Consider the following 19028-nt stretch of genomic DNA (forward strand, 5'->3'; position numbering starts at 1 on the left):
AATTAGAAGTAGTAGGGGCAATCTAACGGAAAGGAACGACAGGAGTTGTCAGTAGAACATTCTCGAAGGTAAGTGAAAGAATAAGAAAAAGGAGCCGTTTAGCTCCTTTTTATCAGCGCAATCATTGGTATTAATGAGTGTGTTTGGAGGAATACCAGTTGTTTTGATACGCTTTAGATGCAAATAATGCGTTTGCTTTTGCACGCTCGACAATAGACTCGTCCACCTCTAGCGGCTCCATGGTTTGGTCTTTAAAGTCGTACGCCAGGGTCGATACCTTTTCACCAGGGGAAAGCACAACGAGATTGTCGCGCGTTAAATAACCAAAGTTTTTGTCGTATTGCATCATTGCGCGTTCATCTTCGCGAGCCAGTGGCTTCGTTAAATCACGACCAATCATCGGTGTTTTAGCATCTACCCCAATCAGAGATAACAGTGTAGGCGGCATGTCTATGTTGTTTGCTATGCGGTCATCTTTACGTGGTTGAATGCCTTTACCAAGGATCAATGCTGGAATGTGAAAGTGCTTAACCGGAACAAGGTTAGCGCCAGAAACACGTGCATCATGATCTGCAATTACAATGAAAATGGTATCATCCCAATAAGATGACTTTTTCGCCTTTTCAAAGAAAGTGCCCAAAGCGTAATCGGAATATTTTACGGCGTTGTTACGCGTCATATATTCTGAATCGTATGGCTCAATTTTGCCTTTCGGATACTCATAAGGGCTATGATTACTTGACGTAAAAACTAAGCTAAAGAAAGGTTTGTCGCTTTTTGAAAGGCGTTCAAACTCTTCGTTTGCTTTGTTATATAGATCTTCATCACTAACACCCCAAGAGCCAACAAAGCTTGGGTTGTTATAATCATCTTCTTCTACTATTTGATCAAAACCGTTACCAAAGAAGAAAGTTTTCATGTTGTCAAAGTTGGCTTCACCGCCGTAAATAAATTGCGTGTGATAGCCTTGAGCTTTCAGTAAGTCCGCGATGGTAAAGAAACCCGTTTGGCTTTTACTCAGCTTCACTACCGCGCGAGACGGAGATGGAGGAAAGCCCGTGGTTACAGCTTCAATTCCACGAACAGAACGAGTACCAGTGGCGTACATTTGTGTGAACTGCCAACCTTCCTTCATGAGTTCATCAAGGTTTGGTGTTAGAGGCAAACCACCCAAAGCACCGACAAATTGGGCGCCTAAGCTTTCTTGTAGCAAAATCACTAAGTTTTTATGTTTACCTTGGTAAGTCGCGGGGTTACTGTTCATGGTTGGGAGTAATGAAGGGTTGAAGTCGGATTTTGTTGATGAAGTGCGAACTAATTCCAACATCTTTTGAGTGTCCATTTTTCCGTAGAACTGCTCCGCACTCTTTTCTGACTTCATGCTATTAACCGCAAACAACAATGAGTAAGATGAGTTCAGTGCTAAGTCGTTAAGCAGTGGATCGTTAGAAAAGGCGACCATAGCAGGATTTAGCGGGCGGTGCCCTAAAGATGAGCGAGCACCTGCAACCCCAAAAAGAACAACGAAAAGTGCCAATAGTGGTCGCCATTTCCAGTTGACCTGCTGCGCCTTATCGGTCAGTTTCTTACTCCACTTCCAACCTAAAGTGATGGTTAAAACTGTACCTAACGCACCAATAAACAGTTCTAATTTGTAGCCAATCCAGAGCATACTCAAGACTTCTTTTGGGTAGATTAAATATTCCACAAACAGGCGGTTTGGACGTAGGTCGTATTCCTGAATGAATGGCGCTGTTGCTAGCTCCATGTATACAAGCACCCAAAGCCCTAAAACCATCCATATGCGTAATATTCGCTTCCAACACTCTCCCATCTTACCGGTTAATGGCATGAAGGTTGAAACCAGTGCTGGAAGAATAAATAACCAGCAAAGCGTTGCAATATCTACGCGCAAACCTTGACCTAGGATGTAAATTAAGTCGTTTAGAGAGTCAATACGGTCAATCTTCCAAAAGGCTAGCAAAACTCTTGAGATAGACAGAAATAGAAGCGAAAACAAAGAAAAGGCAGCAATTGGCTGCAAAGGCCCCCACACAGAGCTCTTTGATAAGTTTTTCATATTTATTCGAATAGTTTAATTGTTATGTTGTGTTGTTTTTAGCAAAGCAAGCGTGAAATAAACGTGAATTATAATGTGGGTTTATGGTCGAGTAGTGTAAGTGTTGGTATGTCTATGTAAGGGGGAGGGGCGTTTGTGTAAAAAAAAAGAGCCAGTTGATAACACCAACTGGCTCTAGAGGTTGATAAAGGCATGATTACATTGCGGCTTTCTTCGCTTCTTCGACCCATGCGTCGAACTTTTTCTGGTTCGCTTTGATCCAGCCATTTACATGAGACTCGATGTCCGCTGAGCTGTTCTTACCTTGGCTCATCATCATATTCTGAGCACTAACATCATTGATATTTAGTTTGATGATTTCAAACAGCTTTGCAGCAGCAGGGTTGTTTTCTGTAAACTCTTTATTAGCAACGATGCGCATAGAGTTCATCTCGAAGCCGTAGTTCTTACCGTTCTCTAGTGTCGTATCAATGTCCTTACGCTCACCAGGAAGTGAAGAGAATGGCACTTCTAACCACACAACATCTTTCCCTGGAACTAAAACGCCACTTACCCAGTACGGTGTCCAAGTGTAGTAAAGAATCGGATCGCCTTTTTTGTAACGTGAGATTGTATCAGCGATAATCGCCGCGTAGTTACCTTGGTTGTGTGTTACTGTGTCACGAAGTTTGAAAGCATCCAACTGATGTTCAACAACCATTTCACAACCCCAACCTGGGTTGCAGCCAGTTAAGTCCGCTTTGCCATCGCCGTTTGCATCGAATAGCTTCGCCAATTTTGGATCTTTTAACTGACCAATGTTCGTGATGTTATATTTTTCCGCGGTTTTCTTATCGATCAAATAACCTTGCGCAGCACCACTTACGTATTGGCCTTTACGGAAGAACTTATCATCACCGCCAGACATCGTGTACTTATCGGCGTGAAGAGGGAACCAACCAACCGCTAAGAAAGTAGCATCACCTTTAGCAATAGAGGTGTAGCCTACGTTGTAGTCCACTTCTTTGGTCGGTTTAACATCGTAACCAAGCTCTTCAAGTGCGCGGTTTACGATCAACGTTTGAAATGTTTCTTCTGCAACGGTTGATTGAACAGGCTGAACAGTGACACCTTCACCCGGTAGTTCACTTGCCACACCATAAGTTGAAAATGCGATAGTACTTAGAGCTCCAACAGAGAGCGCTTTCTTCCATGAATTATTCATTGATGTTTCTCCTAAGTTTTAGATCGTCTTGGTTCGTCTTTGTTTTCAGTTTTAATAGGTATGAAACAGGACCTGTGTGATACCAGCGAAGTTTAGTGTTTCCCGCATTAACCCCTAACACCTGGGTGATACGGTCTAACAAAATCGCAAGAATAACGATGCCTAAGCCACCAACGGCAGCAAGACCCATATCAAGTCGGCCAATACCACGAAGTACCATTTGGCCTAAGCCGCCAACAGCAATCATTGAAGCAATCACTACCATAGAAAGTGACAGCATTAAGGTTTGGTTTACACCTGCCATGATGGTTGGTAACGCCAACGGTAACTGGATGCGATAAAGCATCTGTTTTTTGTTTGCCCCGAAAGAGTGGCCAGCTTCGATAAGCTCTTCAGGTACTTGCTGAATACCCAAAATAGTCAGGCGCACAACGGGAGGCAGGGCGAAAATGATCGTTACTACTACGCCAGGAACGTTACCAATACCAAACAACATAACAATTGGCACAAGGTAAACGAACGCGGGAGTCGTTTGCATTGCATCTAATATTGGCCTAACAAATTTGGCAGCGGTTTGGCTCCTTGCCAACCATATCCCCATTGGTAGCCCTATAAGCAAACAGAAGAAAACGGCGGTTAACACCAGTGCTAGCGTTGTCATCGCTTGTGACCACGCACCAATTAGGCCGATGAAAACAAGGGATACAAGAGTAGAAAAACCAAGTTTTACATTGGAAAACTGCCACGCTAGCAAAAATAAAATGAGTACCATTATAGGCGCAGGTGTAGACACCAAAGCAGTTTCAAACGACGTTAGAATAAAGTCGATTGGAACTCGTATTGCTTGGAAAACAGGTCGACCATGTTCCACCAGCCAGTTCAAACCGGACTCTACCCAGCTATCGAGGGGTAAAACCGCATCTTGGAATGGGTTCATAATATCGAATGGTGCTTGCTCTAAAGTTTCTGAGTTGAGCCAATCATTACTTGGCGCGGCCTCTGTACCTTGCGACCAAGGATCATCTTGCGCAGGAGCAGTATTTGACCAGGGATCATTGTTAGTTTGCTCTGAAGACATCGTGTTAATCCTTATCTAGTGTTTGTAGAAGACGTGATTTAGTCACGACACCAAAGTAAGTTCCTTGCTCATCTACGACAGGCACGGCATAAGGAACACCAGCAACCAGACCCAAAATGTCATTAATTGACTGATCAGGCTGAAGAGTAACTTCATCCGGTAATTGAGCACTGGCTAACGAACGGTTTTCTTTATGAGCCAAACGTAGTGAATCAAGAGATACGATGCCGGAATATCGGCTAGATTTATCGACGACAATACCGTAATCACGGTCGTGATCCATCAGAATCTGCATCGCAGAGCCTGGACCGTCATTTTCCGATTTCTTAAAAACAGCCGCTGGCTTCTTGCGCGCGATATCTTTTGCTGTCAAGACACTTGCGATGTTTACGCCGCGGAAAAAGGCTTCGACATAATCATTTGCTGGACTGTGTAATATTTCATCAGGTGTACCAACCTGAACAACCTCACCGTTTTGCATGATGGCGATACGGTCGCCAATGCGCATTGCTTCATCCAAATCATGAGAAATGAAGACAATTGTGCGTTTGTCATCGTTCTGTAGACGAATAAGCTCATCTTGCATCTCAGAACGGATCAATGGGTCTAAAGCGGAAAACGCCTCGTCCATTAATAGGATGTCTGGATCACAAGCTAACGCTCTCGCTAAACCAACGCGCTGTTTCATACCACCGGATAATTCGTCAGGGAAAGATTCTGCATAAGGGTCTAAACCCACTCTTTCTAAGGCGGAAAGGGCACTTTTCTGACGCTCATTAACGTCGATGCCGGCAAGTTCTAAACCAAAGGCGGCATTTTCAATCACCGTCATGTGTGGCATGAGTGCGAAACTTTGAAACACCATTGAGATATTGTTACGACGAACTTCTCGAAGTTCATTTTCGGAGATGTGGGCGATATCTCTTCCTTTGAGATAAACACTGCCTTTAGTCGGCTCAATGAGCCGGTTAAGAAGTCGAACAAGGGTGGATTTCCCGGAGCCAGAAAGGCCCATGATTACGAAAATTTCCCCTTCATTTATGGTGAGAGATACATCGTTTACGCCGACTGTTAAACCTGTCTGTTCAAAAATACCGTCTTTATCGACGCCTTTGTCGATAAGCGAGAAGGCTCTCTCTGGGTCTTCTCCAAACACTTTATACAGTCCCTTAACTTCCAGTATGGGATCCATGTTATCTGTCCTTTTCGTGTGTTTATAACTGTTTAACGATTTGTACTCTAATTAATTTTAGTTCAACTTTCAACGAAAGGGGGTTGGTTAACTAGTTCTGCCGTGCATAGAGAATTCGTTGAGCAAGGTATGTTCAATTCTTATTTTTTATATTTAAAACAATTGCTTGAGATGCGTTTTTATTCGACATAACGTTGCCCTGACGTAGGGTTGAATTTATTTTGAATTTTTTTGTACATTTCAACTCAACTCGCTTGCATAGATATAAGCTGTGATAGCTTAGAACTCTACATATAAAAAGGTTAGAGCTCTAATTTTTGGTTAAGGCTTGGTCCTGTGAAATCGGTTAGGTACTGTTATCCTTAGATTTATTTATTGCTTGATTTCACTCAGGGTGATATTTATCGCTGTAGTTTAGGCAACGTATGGAATAAAAAATGGAAGCCGAACAGTTAGAAGTGCTCAATTTCATTAGCCAGTACCCACCTTTTGATGACCTACCTGAAGAGCAGCTTAGAAAAATTGCTCTCAATGCCGAGGTTGCATACTTTCGGCAAGGAACAAAAATCCTTAACTTCGGAGATACGATCCGCGACTTGTATATGGTGAGAAGTGGGGCGGTAGAGATTTATCGACGTAAAGGTGAACTCTATAACAGGATTGATGCTGGTGGACTGTTTGGTCAGATGGGGTTGTTGATGAACAACCGCGTACGGATGCCAGCCAAAGCGATAGAAGACACTCTCGTTTACTGTATTCCGGAAAACATCTTCAATGAACTTTGTGATGAGTTTGAAAACTTTGCGGACTACATGGAACTGGAAGATAGCGCGCGTTTGCGAAGCGCAATATCTAGCCGCTCCGAAAGCAATGACTTTACCACCGCTAAGGCACGTAAAATCTTAGCAAGAGATCCAGTAACTCTGGAGGCAACGGCTTCAATTCAGGAAGCTGCGATACTAATGGCAGAGGAAAATGTCACCTCTCTGCTCATTATTCGCCCGACAGAGGAGCTCACAGAAGAAGATGACGAACAGCTGCTTGGAATATTGACTGATCGCGATCTTTGCATTCGCGTACTAGCTCAGGGTATTGATACCAATATTCCAGTGAGTGAGGTCATGAGTTATGACGTGGTTTCATTGGATTATAACGCCTATGTGTTTGAGGCCATGTTAACCATGTTGCGTTACAACGTGCATCATTTACCAATTTTAAAAGATAAAAAGCCGATAGGAATTATTGGCATGACGGACATCGTTCGTTATGAATCTCAGAACAGCCTATTGCTAGTGAGCTCTATTTTTCAGCAAACCAGTGTCGAGGATCTCAAGCAGGTTTCTGAACAAGTAAAAGACTGTTTCGTAAGAATGGTCAATGAAGATGCCAACGCGCACATGATTGGTCGAGCCATGTCGGTTATAGGCAGTAGTTTCAAACAACGCCTCGCTGAATTAGCTGAGCAAGAGTTCGGCCCAGCGCCCATTCCTTATTGTTTAGTCGCAATGGGTTCAATGGCGAGGGATGAGCAGCTAATTGTAACGGATCAAGATAACGCGCTTATTCTCGATAACAGTTATGACGTTGAGATTCACGGAGAGTACTTTGAAAAGTTTGCTAAATTTGTTTGTGATGGTTTAGCGGTATGCGGCTATGCTTATTGTACTGGAGACATTATGGCTACCAACCCAGAATGGCGAAAAACTCGTGCAGAATGGGAAGAATGCTTTGGAAACTGGATAGACAATCCAACCCCTGAGAGATTGTTAAATAGTAATATCTTTTTTGATCTCCTCGGTGTGCATGGGCGAGTGAAATGGGCGGAGCAATTAAGCAGCTTTATTGTGAGACGAGCGAAAAGAAATAACCGCTTTCTTGCTTGTATGGCGTATAACGCAATACGTAGGACGCCTCCACTGGGCTTTTTCAAAGACTTTGTGATGGAGAAAGATGGTCGTCATCGCAACTCGATTAACTTGAAGCGAAGGGGGACGGCTCCGTTGGCCGATTTAATACGGGTGCATTCTCTGGCAATCGGTTCCCGATCGCAAAACTCTTTCGACCGTTTAGATGACATTAATGATGCTGGCATTTTACCGAAAGGTCGAGGTTTGGATTTAAGGGATGCGATGGAGCTAATCTACATGGTTCGAATTCGTCACCAAGCCCTTGATATAGAAAATGGAGAAGAGCCAGACAACAATATTGAGCCGGAGAACATGTCTGAATTTGAACGTCGAAACTTAAAAGCAGCATTTCAAATTCTAAGTAACGCTCAGAACTTCATTAAGTTTCGATACCAGAGAAGTAGCAAATAATGTGGTTCTCAAAAAATGTAGAAAAAGAACAACCGTTGTTGGATACATCCCAGACGCCAGAGTGGTCAATGTTGTTCAAACAACTCGCTAAAGAAGCGAAAGACGAGAGGCTCAAACGCTATTATTCGACACCGATGGTTAATGGGGAAACACCAATTGAACAAGTGCCATTTGTCTCGGTAGACTTTGAGACAACAGGATTGAACTCGGAAGAGGATGTTATTCTCACGATCGGACTTGTGCCGTTTACTATTGATCGTGTTCAATGTAATGGCTCTGCTCATTGGGTCGTTAACCCAAACAGAGAGTTAAACCACGAGTCTGTCATTATTCACGGTATCACTGACTCAGAGGTAAAAAACGCGCCGCAGCTGTCTCAGATCTTGGGTGAAATATTGGATGCGTTGTCAGGCAAAGTGGTACTTGTTCACTATAAGAACATTGAAAGGCAGTTCTTTAATAACGCCTTGCTAAATAGCATCGGAGAGGGGATACAGTTTCCTGTCGTTGATACGTTAGATATTGAGTATGCGATACAACGCCGTGAATGCAGAGGTTTTATCAATAAGTTGAAAGGCAAGAAACCCGGTTCTGTACGATTAGGGCACGCTCGTGAAAGATATGGCCTCCCTGCTTATCAACCTCACCATGCCCTGACGGATGCGTTAGCAACTGCGGAGCTGTTTCAAGCACAACTGCAGTATCACTTTAATCGAAACATGCCAATATCTTCGGTTTGGCAATAGGCGTTATTTATGGTGAAAACAATAAAATGCAATGAGAGATAGGGGGCTTTAAGATTATGATGGCGGATTGAGTAACCGCTTATAAGAACAATGTTTTATGAACATGTGCTTGGTAGTGATGAAGACGTTTCATTACTCGAACTCCGACGAAAGTAATTTAAACTTGGTCACGTATTTTTAAGGAGATTATCCGTGAGCACCGATAATAACGGTGGCATTCAACGCCCCGATGGAAAAGTAAACGCAATAGATACTGACTATCAAATTGGTCAGGATAACGTTGCGCTAAAGGTAGGCCCATTTGGCCTTGATATTCACAACCGTGTTTTTGCAATTTCTGGCTTAGCAATCGTCATGTTTGTTGTGATAACACTATTATTCCGAGAACAGGTAGAGCCGTTTTTTGCAGACCTACGAGCGGGTTTGTTGCACAATTTAGACTGGTTTTTTCTCGCTTCAGGTAATATTTTTGTCATTGTCTGTGTCGGATTGATCTTCACACCATTGGGCCGTGTGCGAATCGGTGGTACTGAAGCAACACCGGATTACTCCTATGCCGGATGGTTGGCAATGCTATTTGCTGCAGGTATGGGCATTGGTCTCGTGTTCTTCGGTGTATCAGAACCGATGTCCCATTTTAGTTCTGCGATTGGTGGCGTGAGCGTTGAGAATGGTGTACGTACTGACTGGGCACCGCTAGGTGGTGCAGAGGGCGATGCAACTGCAGCTTCGGCATTAGGGATGGCTGCGACGATTTACCACTGGGCACTTCATCCGTGGTCAATATACGCGCTCTTGGCTCTTGGGCTGGCTATCTTTTCATTTAACAAAGGTTTGCCACTCACCATGCGCTCAATTTTTTACCCTTTGTTTGGTGAGCGTGTATGGGGTTGGACTGGTCATATTATCGATATTCTTGCAGTGGTAGCGACGGTTTTTGGTTTAGCAACATCGCTAGGCTACGGTGCATCTCAAGCCGCAACGGGTTTGAACTTCCTGTTTGATGTCCCAATGACCAATACGACGCAGGTTATATTGATTATTGGTATTACTGCGCTCGCTTTAATCTCTGTTGTGGCTGGACTCGATAAGGGCGTGAAGATCTTATCTGAAATCAATATGGGTCTTGCAGCACTGCTATTGCTATTTGTTATTGTTGTTGGCCCGACGATTGCGATTTTAACTGGTTTCTTCGAGAACATCGTTTCCTATGTGGCTAATATCCCTGCCTTATCTATGCCATTTGGACGAGAGGATGTGAATTACTCTCAAGGCTGGACGGCGTTTTACTGGGCGTGGTGGATTTCTTGGTCACCATTTGTGGGTATGTTCATCGCACGTGTGTCTCGCGGTCGTTCGGTTCGTGAGTTTATTATTTGCGTTATTCTTATCCCATCTTCAGTTTGTGTGTTATGGATGACGGCTTTTGGCGGTAACGCAATTAGCCAATACGTTAATGATGGCTATGAGGCGGTGTTTAACGCAGAACTGCCTTTAAAACTTTTTGCCATGTTAGATGTTATGCCATTGGCTGAGATAACATCTTTTGTCGGCATTATCTTAGTCGTGGTGTTCTTCATTACCTCTTCTGACTCAGGATCACTGGTTATTGATACTATTGCTGCGGGCGGTAAGGTCGATGCACCAACGCCACAACGCGTGTTCTGGTGTACGTTTGAAGGTTTGGTTGCGATTGCATTGATGTTGGGTGGTGGTCTAGCTGCTGCTCAAGCAATGGCGGTGACGACTGGTTTACCATTTACTATTGTTTTGCTTGTTGCAACGGTATCTTTGATAAAAGGTTTGATGGATGAACCTCGTCCAAAGGCGGTTTCTAAGAAATCAAAATAACTAGTATCAGCAGTTAAATTATTGATAAAAGCGGTATGCGAAAGCATGCCGCTTTTTTTTGGATTTCTATTTTTCTCTGAGAAATGAACAGCATGGAAAATGGTCTTATTCTGGTTGTTTTTTGTACTGTGCATTTAGGTGACTATTTAATAAATTAGACCTCGAACTATTTTAACTTTTGGTTAATAGGTTTATTTTTGTGATCTATATCACAAAAATACCGATAAAAAGGCGGATTATTTGATTTTTAGTCGCGAGGGATGCCCATAATAAAAAGGAAATTTAATTAGACCTCAAAGGATATGTATTTTCACATGATCACATCAGCACCTTGGGTCCTTTATCCAGAGATTGGAGAAGACTCAAGTAAAAAATGGATTTTTCGTGAGCCTAAAATCTCTGATGGTGACGACATTTACAGCTTGATTGCAGACTGTCCTCCATTGGACATGAACTCATCTTATTGCAATTTCCTACAGTCTACGCATTTCAGCAAAACCAGTATTTTGGTTGAGCAAAAAGGCGAAATCGCAGGTTTCATTTCCGGTTATCAGAAACCAGACGAGCAAGACGTTTTATTTGTCTGGCAAGTTGCAGTCTCACCTCGCTTTAGAGGTCATGGTTTAGCATTCCGCATGTTGAAAGAACTTCTCACCCGAGAGGAATTAGGCGGTGTTAAATCGGTAGAAACTACCATCACGGAAGATAATAAAGCCTCTTGGGCACTGTTCAAAAAGTTAGATGCGATTAACGGCAATTCTGGCCAAGTAAGCACATTTTTGGATGAAGAAGCCCACTTTAAAGGCAAACACGATACAGAATATTTGTATCGCATTCCTCTCAAATAATCCTCAAACAATAGGAATTAAAAACGGTCTCATCATGGATATTTTCAAAAAGCAGGAATCCAACGTACGCTCATATTCAAACAATTTCCCGGTCGTTTTTCGTAAAGCGAAAGGCTGCTGGCTAGAAACAGAACAAGGTGAACGATACTTAGACTTCCTTGCTGGAGCGGGATCTCTAAATTACGGCCATAACAATCCAGTACTAAAACAAGCGTTGCTTGAGTACATTGAAATGGACGGTATTACTCACGGTTTGGATATGCACTCAGAAGCGAAAGCATCGTTTCTGGAAGCGTTGGATACTTACATCCTTAAACCAAGAAACTTGGATTACAAGGTTCAGTTTACGGGCCCAACAGGTACTAACGCTGTTGAGGCGGCATTGAAGCTGGCTAAAAAAGTAAAAGGCCGCGACAGCGTCGTTGCGTTTACTAACGGCTTCCATGGTTGTACTGCTGGCGCACTGGCTGCAACGGGTAACCAGCATCACAGACAAGGTAATGGTTCTAGTCTAAGTAACGTCACTCGTATTCCATTTGAAGGTTACGCTGGCGTAGATGGTCTCGCGCTGTTCGAAACCATGCTAAATGATAACTCTGCAGGTATGGATAAACCAGCCGCTGTACTTCTTGAAACTGTGCAGGGTGAAGGTGGTTTAAATGCTGCTTCAAACGAGTGGTTACAACGTTTGAGCAAAATCTGTAAAGCCAATGACATTCTTGTGATTGTCGATGACATTCAAGCAGGTTGTGGACGTACCGGTACTTTCTTTAGTTTCGAGCCGTCTGGTATCCAACCGGATATCGTGACGCTATCGAAGTCGATCGGTGGTTACGGTTTGCCGATGGCTGTCGTATTACTTAAGCCTGAGCTTGACCAGTGGAAGCCAGGCGAGCATAACGGTACGTTCCGTGGCAATAATCACGCCTTTATTACTGCTGCAAAAGCACTAGAAATTTACTGGGCAAACGATGATTTTGAAACACACATCAAGCAGTGTTCAGACAAGGTAAGTGCTGTTATTGACCGTTGTGTTCGTCGCTTTCCACAAATGTTTGTGCAGAAAAAAGGCCGCGGCATGATGGTTGGTATTGAATGTATCAATGGTGACATGGCATCTGAAATTGCGAAAAACTGTTTCGAGAATGGAATGGTGATAGAGACAGCGGGTCCAGACGATGAAGTTGTGAAGTTCTTCTGCCCACTAACCATTAGCGAATCAGAGCTAGATCAAGGACTAAGCATCTTTGAAAATGCAGTAGAGACTATCGCTGCGAAACATTTCAAACAAGCATCTTAATAAGGATTTTAATTATGATCGTCAGAACTCTAGATGAATGCCGCAACAGCGAACGACGTGTTGTTTCAGATAACTGGGAAAGTGTCCGCATGTTGTTGAAAGACGACAACATGGGTTTCTCTTTCCACATCACAACGATTTATGAAGATACAGAAACTCATATTCACTATCAAAACCACCTTGAATCGGTGTTTTGTATGAGTGGTGAAGGTGAGATTGAAGTTGTAGGTGGAGAAACGTACCCAATCAAACCAGGTACATTATACATCCTTGACAAACACGATGAGCACTACTTGAGAGCTTATAAGAATAAAGAAATGGTAATGGCGTGTGTGTTCAACCCACCGATTACCGGCGCTGAAGTGCACGATGAAAACGGTGTTTATCCTCTCGTTGACTAAAAGATGATGGTGGGGTGCTTTGCCACCCCACACTTTACTATCTCTTCTTTTTTCTTTTTAAAGTTACCAATCAAAAAAGGCTTATCATGACATTTACCGTAGAAAAAATCGGCGGTACATCAATGACAGCATTTGATGCTGTTCTCGACAATATTATTCTTCGTCCCAAAACACCATACAATCGTATTTTTGTCGTATCTGCATACGGTGGTATGACCGATGCGCTGCTCGAGTGTAAAAAAACCAATAAACCAGGCGTTTATCAGCTTATCGCGAAACGTGACGACAAATGGGAAGAAGCGTTAGCGTACGTTGAAAGCCGTATGCTGCTGACCAATGAAAATATTTTTGCTGACCCAATGAATCGTATCCGTGCGGATAAATTCATTCGCTCCCGCATTGCTGAAGCGAAAAACTGTATCGCGAATATTTTAGAAACCTGTCAGTACGGTCAATTTTCGTTGCGCCAGTACTTGCCTCAAATTCGAGAGTTTCTCTCGTCTATCGGTGAGGCACATAGTGCTTACAACACAGCACTAAAACTAAAAAATATGGGTATTAACGCTAAGTTCGTTGACCTGTCTGGTTGGGATAATCAAGCGCCAAGAAGCCTTGATGAGTCGATCAGTGACGCGTTTGCTGATATCGATGTATCAAAAGAACTGCCAATCGTGACAGGTTATGCTTACTGTAAAGAGGGCCTAATGCACACTTATGACCGAGGTTATAGTGAGATGACATTTAGCCGAATTGCAGCAATAACAAAAGCGGATTTAGCAGTAATTCACAAAGAGTACCACTTGAGCTCAGCAGATCCACGCGTTGTTGGCCCTGAAAAAGTATTACCAATTGGTAGTACAAACTATGACGTAGCAGACCAACTTGCCAACCTTGGCATGGAAGCGATTCACCCCAATGCCGCTGCGGGTTTACGTGAAAGTGGTATTGAGCTACAGATTAAAAATACATTCGAACCTGAACACGAAGGTACTTTGATCTCTTCAAGCTACCGCCCAGAAGAAGACAAAGTCGAGATCATCGCAGGTAAAGAAAAAGTATTTGCACTGCATTTGTTTGACCAAGCAATGGTGGGAAAAGCCGATAACGTTAGTTACGAATTGATGGAAATCATCTCAGATGCTCGTGTAAGTTTGGTTGGTAAAGAGATGAACGCTAACTCTATTACTTACTATCTAGGTGGCAGTTCTGATAGCTTAAACAAAGTATTGTATAAAGCCGAGAAACGTTATCCGAATGCCTCGATTAAAGGCCGTATGGTCGCGCTTATCTCAGCCATTGGTTCTCAAATTGATACCAACAAGACGTTGGCAAAAGGTGTACTTGCATTGATGAATAATGGCGTTACGCCAGTTGCACTGCACTCATCGTTGAGAAATGTAAATGTTCAATTTGTTGTCGGTGATAAGGAATACCAGCACGCGATTTGCGCATTGCATGATGAGTTTTTCCAAAGTAGCAGTTTAGCTAAATCGGTTAATGTGGCTTAGTTTATCCACGGTTAAAATACAAAGGAGAGCAGGTTAGCTCTCCTTTTTTGTTTTTCAGTTTGTACTCACAATGCCCACTTTGTATAGGCTAAACAGGCGATTGAAGTAAGTTCCTATGTGGCGATACACATAAGCCAGCAGAATGGTCTGCTGGCTTATGTTACTGATTAACTAACGTTAACTTAGTTTACTTAAACTTGCTGATTTCTTGTTCAACTTTGTCTAGTTGTTGCAGCTTCTCTTGCATTTTTAGAGAGTTGTAGTTTAGTGAAGCAGGGTTCATCGCTGTGCCACGTTGCATTGGGTATTCTGGAAGTGTTTTAAAGAACTCCCCCACAACGTCTTGTACAGGTACAAATAGCCACATGTTGTCAGCCATCCAACGCAAGTACATTTGTGATTCGCTTGGGCCTTTTTCGAATGGGTCAGCGCGTAGGTGGATGATTTTAGGCCAGTTCGGAGCAAAACGAACTGCGTTACTTAGGTTCCCTTCAAGCGTTGCAAAGTGAAGTTTCCAGTCATTCCAGCGGACAGCGTTTAATTCACCATTAGACGTAAAGTAAAGCAGCGACTCACGAGGGCCTTTTTCTTCCTTACCTTCAAAGTATGGCATGAAGTTATAACCATCTAAATGTACACGCCACTCTTTGCCATTTGCTTTGTAGCCTTCTGCCAGTTTTTCTTTTACATCAGGTACGCCAGCAGCTGCCAATAATGTAGGCAACCAGTCTTGGTGTGCCATCATTTCATTGATCTTGGTTCCTGGCTTAATTACGCCTGGCCAACGAACCAGTTGAGGAACACGCATACCGCCTTCCCAAGTTGTACCTTTTTCACCATGGAATGGTGTTGCGCCACCATCTGGCCAAGTCATGGTTTCTGCGCCGTTGTCCGTTGAGTAGATAACGATAGTGTTGTCTGCAACACCTAGCTCATCCAGCTTGTCGAGTAAAACACCTACATGATCATCGTGTTCCAGCATACCATCGGCATAAATGCTTACGCCTGATTTACCTTGGTATTTTTCCTGCAAGCGAGTCCAAACGTGCATACGAGTGGCGTTATGCCAAATAAAGAAGGGTTTATCCGCCTTAACTGCTTTTTCCATAAATGCCAAAGAGCTCTCTAGGAACTCTTCATCTGCGTGCTCCATACGTTTTCGTGTCATCGGGCCAGTGTCTTCAATCTTACCGTCGGCATAAGACTTAATGACACCACGAGGGCCATAGTTTTTACGAAACTCTGGGTCTTTAGGGTAGTAATAAGTTTCAGGTTCTTCTTCTGCGTTTAGGTGATATAAGTTACCGAAGAATTCGTCAAAGCCGTGTTTGGTCGGTAAGTGCTTATCTTGGTCACCTAAGTGGTTTTTACCAAATTGACCCGTCATGTAACCTTGTTCTTTTAACAGATCTGCAATGGTTGGCGCCCAATCAGGTATGCCGTGGTCAGAGCCTGGCATACCAATTGTTAACAAACCCGTACGAAATGGCTCTTCACCCGTAATAAAGGCCGCGCGACCAGCAGTACAAGACTGTTGTCCGTAGTGATCTGTGAACAACGCACCTTCATTCGCGATACGGTCGATGTTTGGCGTTTTGTAACTCATCATACCTTGGTTGTATGCGCTGATATTCCAGTAGCCGATATCGTCACCAAAAATTGCCAGAATATTCGGTTTGTCGGCTGCCATAGCAGCACTGGACGCCGCTAACAGTCCTGCGCCCACAGCGATTTTGCTCAATTGATTTGCCATAAAAACTCCAGATTGTTGAGAGTAAAGATAAGCACAAGTGAGCCTTATGCTTAGTTGCTGCATAAGTTAATGATGTATATAGAAAAATCCTCTTATACTCGATATAACCATAAGTTATTGCTAGGTTGTAACCATTTGTTAATTAAGAAGAAATAGGATTGTTCTATTAGTTTGTAGAGATTCGTAAAGTAGATTTAGATCACTTAAGAGCCTTATTTTTATTGCGTAGTAGAAGAGGGGATGGAAATGAAAAGCAATAGGATGCTCGCTTGTTTTACGGTCCTAAAGCAATACTAAAGTCGTTATGTATTGCTTGTAATTATTTGTATAACCAGTGATTTAGTGTCTATATTGATTTAGGTTGTACATTATAAATATAAGGATATCTATGAGTCAGTGGGCAGGCCGGTTTCGCATTTTATTGCTGGTCAACGTTGTTGTCAGTTTTATGGCTTTTTCTCAAGAGTTATTAACAGAGAAACCAAATATTCCTTTAGGCTTAAATCCAGAATATGCTGGCACACAAGCTTGTATAGATTGCCACCAAAACGAGGTGGAGGCCTGGAAAGGGTCACATCACGATATGGCCATGAAGCATGCAAGTACAACCTCTGTGCGTGGTAATTTTGATAACCATGTTGTAACACACAAAGGAATGCCTAATCGTTTTTTTAAAAAAGGCGGCGAATATTGGGTCAACATTCAAGGCTCTGACGGGCAATGGCATGACTATAAGATCAGCTATACATTTGGCTGGGAACCATTACAGCAGTACATGGTCGAGTTTGAAGATGGCCGCGTGCAGCTTATTCCTTTTGCTTGGGACACAAGAGCTAAAGTTGAAGGGGGACAGCGTTGGTTTCATCTTTATCCAGAAACGACAACAACGGATGAATTCTATTGGACCAATACCGGGCAAAATTGGAACTTCATGTGTGCTGATTGCCATTCAACGAACCTAAAGAAGAATTACGACGCTGACAAAAACACTTACAACAGCTCATGGTCAGAGATTAATGTGGGATGCGAAGCATGCCATGGTCCCGCTAGTCAGCACATAGAACTGGCCAAGAAATACAAAAATGCTGGCACTTCTTTTGAGCATGACAGCCATTATGGCTTTGATCGAAACTTGTCTAAAGCAGTGTCGGACTGGGTGTTTGAGGAAGGCCATAGTACGTTACAGCCGAAATCAATTGAAGCAACCAATCAAGTGCAAACATGCGCTCAATGCCATAGTCGCCGAACCCAGTTAAATGAAACAGGTGATCATGTTAAAGGTTCCTTTTTTGATAAATATCGCTTAAGTCTTATAACACCTGAACTCTACTATCATGATGGACAGATTTACGACGAAGATTATGTTTATGGTTCGTTTCTTCAATCTGAAATGGCGGAGAAGGGGGTCACGTGCACTAATTGCCATGATCCACACACGGCAGAATTAACGATCCCAGAAGAGGCAGTATGTTCGCAATGCCATATTGCATCTGAATATACACCTGAAAAGCATACCTTTCATAAGGCTGGATCTGAAGCATCGCAATGTACGACCTGTCACATGCCAGAAACGACTTACATGCAAGTCGATCCTCGTAGAGACCACAGTTGGCATATTCCACGACCGGATTTGAGCAAACATATTGGAACGCCCAATGTTTGCATGTCATGCCATGAAGATAAAAGCAATCAATGGGCCGATGAACAGATAGCAGAATGGTACCCGAATTCGAAGTATCGTAATCAGCAACATTTTGCTGTCGCATTTTATGCGGATTCAATTGGTCATCAAGGAGCAGCAAATGCGTTGGCATACTCTGCTCAGGATTCGTCTTTAAAAGACATTATTCGCGCCTCAGCCCTGGAGAGAATGGGGGGCAACACTGACCAAAATACAACAGTATCTTTGGCTAGGGCCGTTAAGAATGAGAATGAAATGGTTCGATTAGGGGCAATTTCAGGCTCGTCTGGTTATGAATTTCATGATCGGTGGCGGATTCTAGAGCCATTGCTTGGTGACCCGGTGCTTTCAGTGAGAGCGGAAGCTGCCTCGGTGCTGGTAGCGAACTACGCACAAATGACCCCTTTACAAAAAGATATCATTAAATCACCTTTAGAAGAGTACATGGAAATTCAAGAGTTTAATGCCGATCGTGGTTTCGGAAGAACCAATTTGGCGAATGTGTACCGCAGCTTAGGTGAAATCGACAAAGCGGCCGAGCTGTATAAACAAGCGATCAGCATCGAACCCTATTTCGAAAATAGCTACGTTAACCTAGCAGATTTGTATCGTCACCTAGGTAAAGAAGAAGCTGCGCTCACGGTGCTACAACAAGGGATGAAAGCTCAACCTAAATCCAGCACGTTACCATACAGCGCAGGTCTTTCTTTGTTGCGTCAAGGCAAAGCTGATGATGCGAAAAAGCTACTTAGACGCGCCGCAGAAATTGGTGAAACTAATGCTCATTATTGGTACGTGTACGGTCTAGCCCTAGAAAAAAGCGATGTTCTAGAAGCCAGTAAAGCGTTGCAAACAGCATTTGAAGTCGGTGGCAATCCACAGCACTTGTATGCTCAATGCGAGGTTCTAGCGAGAAATCATAAAAAAGGTGCTGTCGCTTTTGCTTTCGATAGGTGCATACAAGAGCTTAGTCACTATGCACCTAAACAAGCTATTGATCAGCTTAAAGCCTCTATTGTCGGGGTCAATAGGAGCTAATTACCAAAAGTGGAGCTTTTATCGCTCCAC

General features: G+C 43.2%; 13 protein-coding genes. 8 read left to right on the forward strand and 5 right to left on the reverse strand.

All coding sequences use genetic code 11. The features are described from left to right. Nucleotides 1–130 precede the first annotated feature (130 nt). The 4 genes from R7093_RS19395 to proV form a co-directional block, all read right to left on the reverse strand. On the reverse strand, nt 131–2080 hold the full coding sequence (locus tag R7093_RS19395; protein WP_047100666.1) for an LTA synthase family protein: 1950 nt from the start codon (nt 2078–2080) through the stop codon (nt 131–133). Nucleotides 2081–2276: 196 nt separating this feature from the next. After that, entirely contained in the window at nt 2277–3284 is a 1008-nt protein-coding gene (gene proX, locus R7093_RS19400) for a glycine betaine/L-proline ABC transporter substrate-binding protein ProX (protein WP_005385703.1), read from the reverse strand. Next, nucleotides 3277–4362 (reverse strand): glycine betaine/L-proline ABC transporter permease ProW, encoded by a 1086-nt coding sequence (proW, locus tag R7093_RS19405; protein WP_047100665.1) that lies wholly within the window; start codon nt 4360–4362, stop codon nt 3277–3279. Before proW ends, proX begins: the two co-directional genes overlap by 8 nt. 4 nt (nt 4363–4366) lie before the next feature. Beyond that, entirely contained in the window at nt 4367–5554 is a 1188-nt protein-coding gene (gene proV, locus R7093_RS19410) for a glycine betaine/L-proline ABC transporter ATP-binding protein ProV (protein WP_017633996.1), read from the reverse strand. 437 nt (nt 5555–5991) lie between these two features. On the opposite strand from proV, the gene R7093_RS19415 reads away from it, so the two are divergent. The 7 genes from R7093_RS19415 to R7093_RS19445 all read left to right on the forward strand — a co-directional run bounded on the left by R7093_RS19415 (nt 5992) and on the right by R7093_RS19445 (nt 14526). Then, the gene (locus tag R7093_RS19415; protein ID WP_318146783.1) at nt 5992–7872 is read left to right on the forward strand and encodes a DUF294 nucleotidyltransferase-like domain-containing protein; all 1881 of its coding nucleotides are present in this window, start codon (nt 5992–5994) and stop codon (nt 7870–7872) included. Further along, complete coding sequence (locus R7093_RS19420) at nt 7872–8618, forward strand: 3'-5' exonuclease (protein ID WP_196363362.1); 747 nt, start codon at nt 7872–7874, stop codon at nt 8616–8618. The genes R7093_RS19415 and R7093_RS19420 overlap by 1 nt, the downstream gene beginning before the upstream one ends. 192 nt (nt 8619–8810) lie before the next feature. Next, nucleotides 8811–10469, forward strand: a complete 1659-nt coding sequence (locus R7093_RS19425) for a BCCT family transporter (protein WP_005377772.1) — start codon at nt 8811–8813, stop codon at nt 10467–10469. Nucleotides 10470–10783: 314 nt separating this feature from the next. Next, on the forward strand, nt 10784–11317 hold the full coding sequence (gene ectA, locus R7093_RS19430) for a diaminobutyrate acetyltransferase (RefSeq protein ID WP_047100663.1): 534 nt from the start codon (nt 10784–10786) through the stop codon (nt 11315–11317). Nucleotides 11318–11351: 34 nt separating this feature from the next. Then, nucleotides 11352–12617: a diaminobutyrate--2-oxoglutarate transaminase gene (gene ectB / locus R7093_RS19435; RefSeq protein WP_017820939.1), complete on the forward strand. Its 1266-nt coding sequence runs from the start codon at nt 11352–11354 to the stop codon at nt 12615–12617. Between the two features lie 14 nt (nt 12618–12631). Then, nucleotides 12632–13018 carry an ectoine synthase gene (locus R7093_RS19440; RefSeq protein ID WP_005377769.1) on the forward strand — a complete coding sequence of 129 codons (387 nt, stop codon included), beginning with the start codon at nt 12632–12634 and terminating at the stop codon, nt 13016–13018. Nucleotides 13019–13104: 86 nt separating this feature from the next. Beyond that, nucleotides 13105–14526, forward strand: a complete 1422-nt coding sequence (locus tag R7093_RS19445) for an aspartate kinase (RefSeq protein WP_225495601.1) — start codon at nt 13105–13107, stop codon at nt 14524–14526. A 187-nt stretch (nt 14527–14713) separates the two neighbouring features. Here the strand turns inward: R7093_RS19445 and R7093_RS19450 are convergent, their stop codons facing one another. After that, complete coding sequence (locus R7093_RS19450; protein WP_138939901.1) at nt 14714–16279, reverse strand: arylsulfatase; 1566 nt, start codon at nt 16277–16279, stop codon at nt 14714–14716. Nucleotides 16280–16667: 388 nt separating this feature from the next. Between R7093_RS19450 and R7093_RS19455 the strand changes: the two genes are divergently transcribed. After that, entirely contained in the window at nt 16668–18998 is a 2331-nt protein-coding gene (locus R7093_RS19455; RefSeq protein ID WP_047100659.1) for a tetratricopeptide repeat protein, read from the forward strand. Nucleotides 18999–19028: the final 30 nt, after the last annotated feature.

The sequence above is a fragment of the Vibrio sp. 1580 genome (assembly GCF_033340055.1).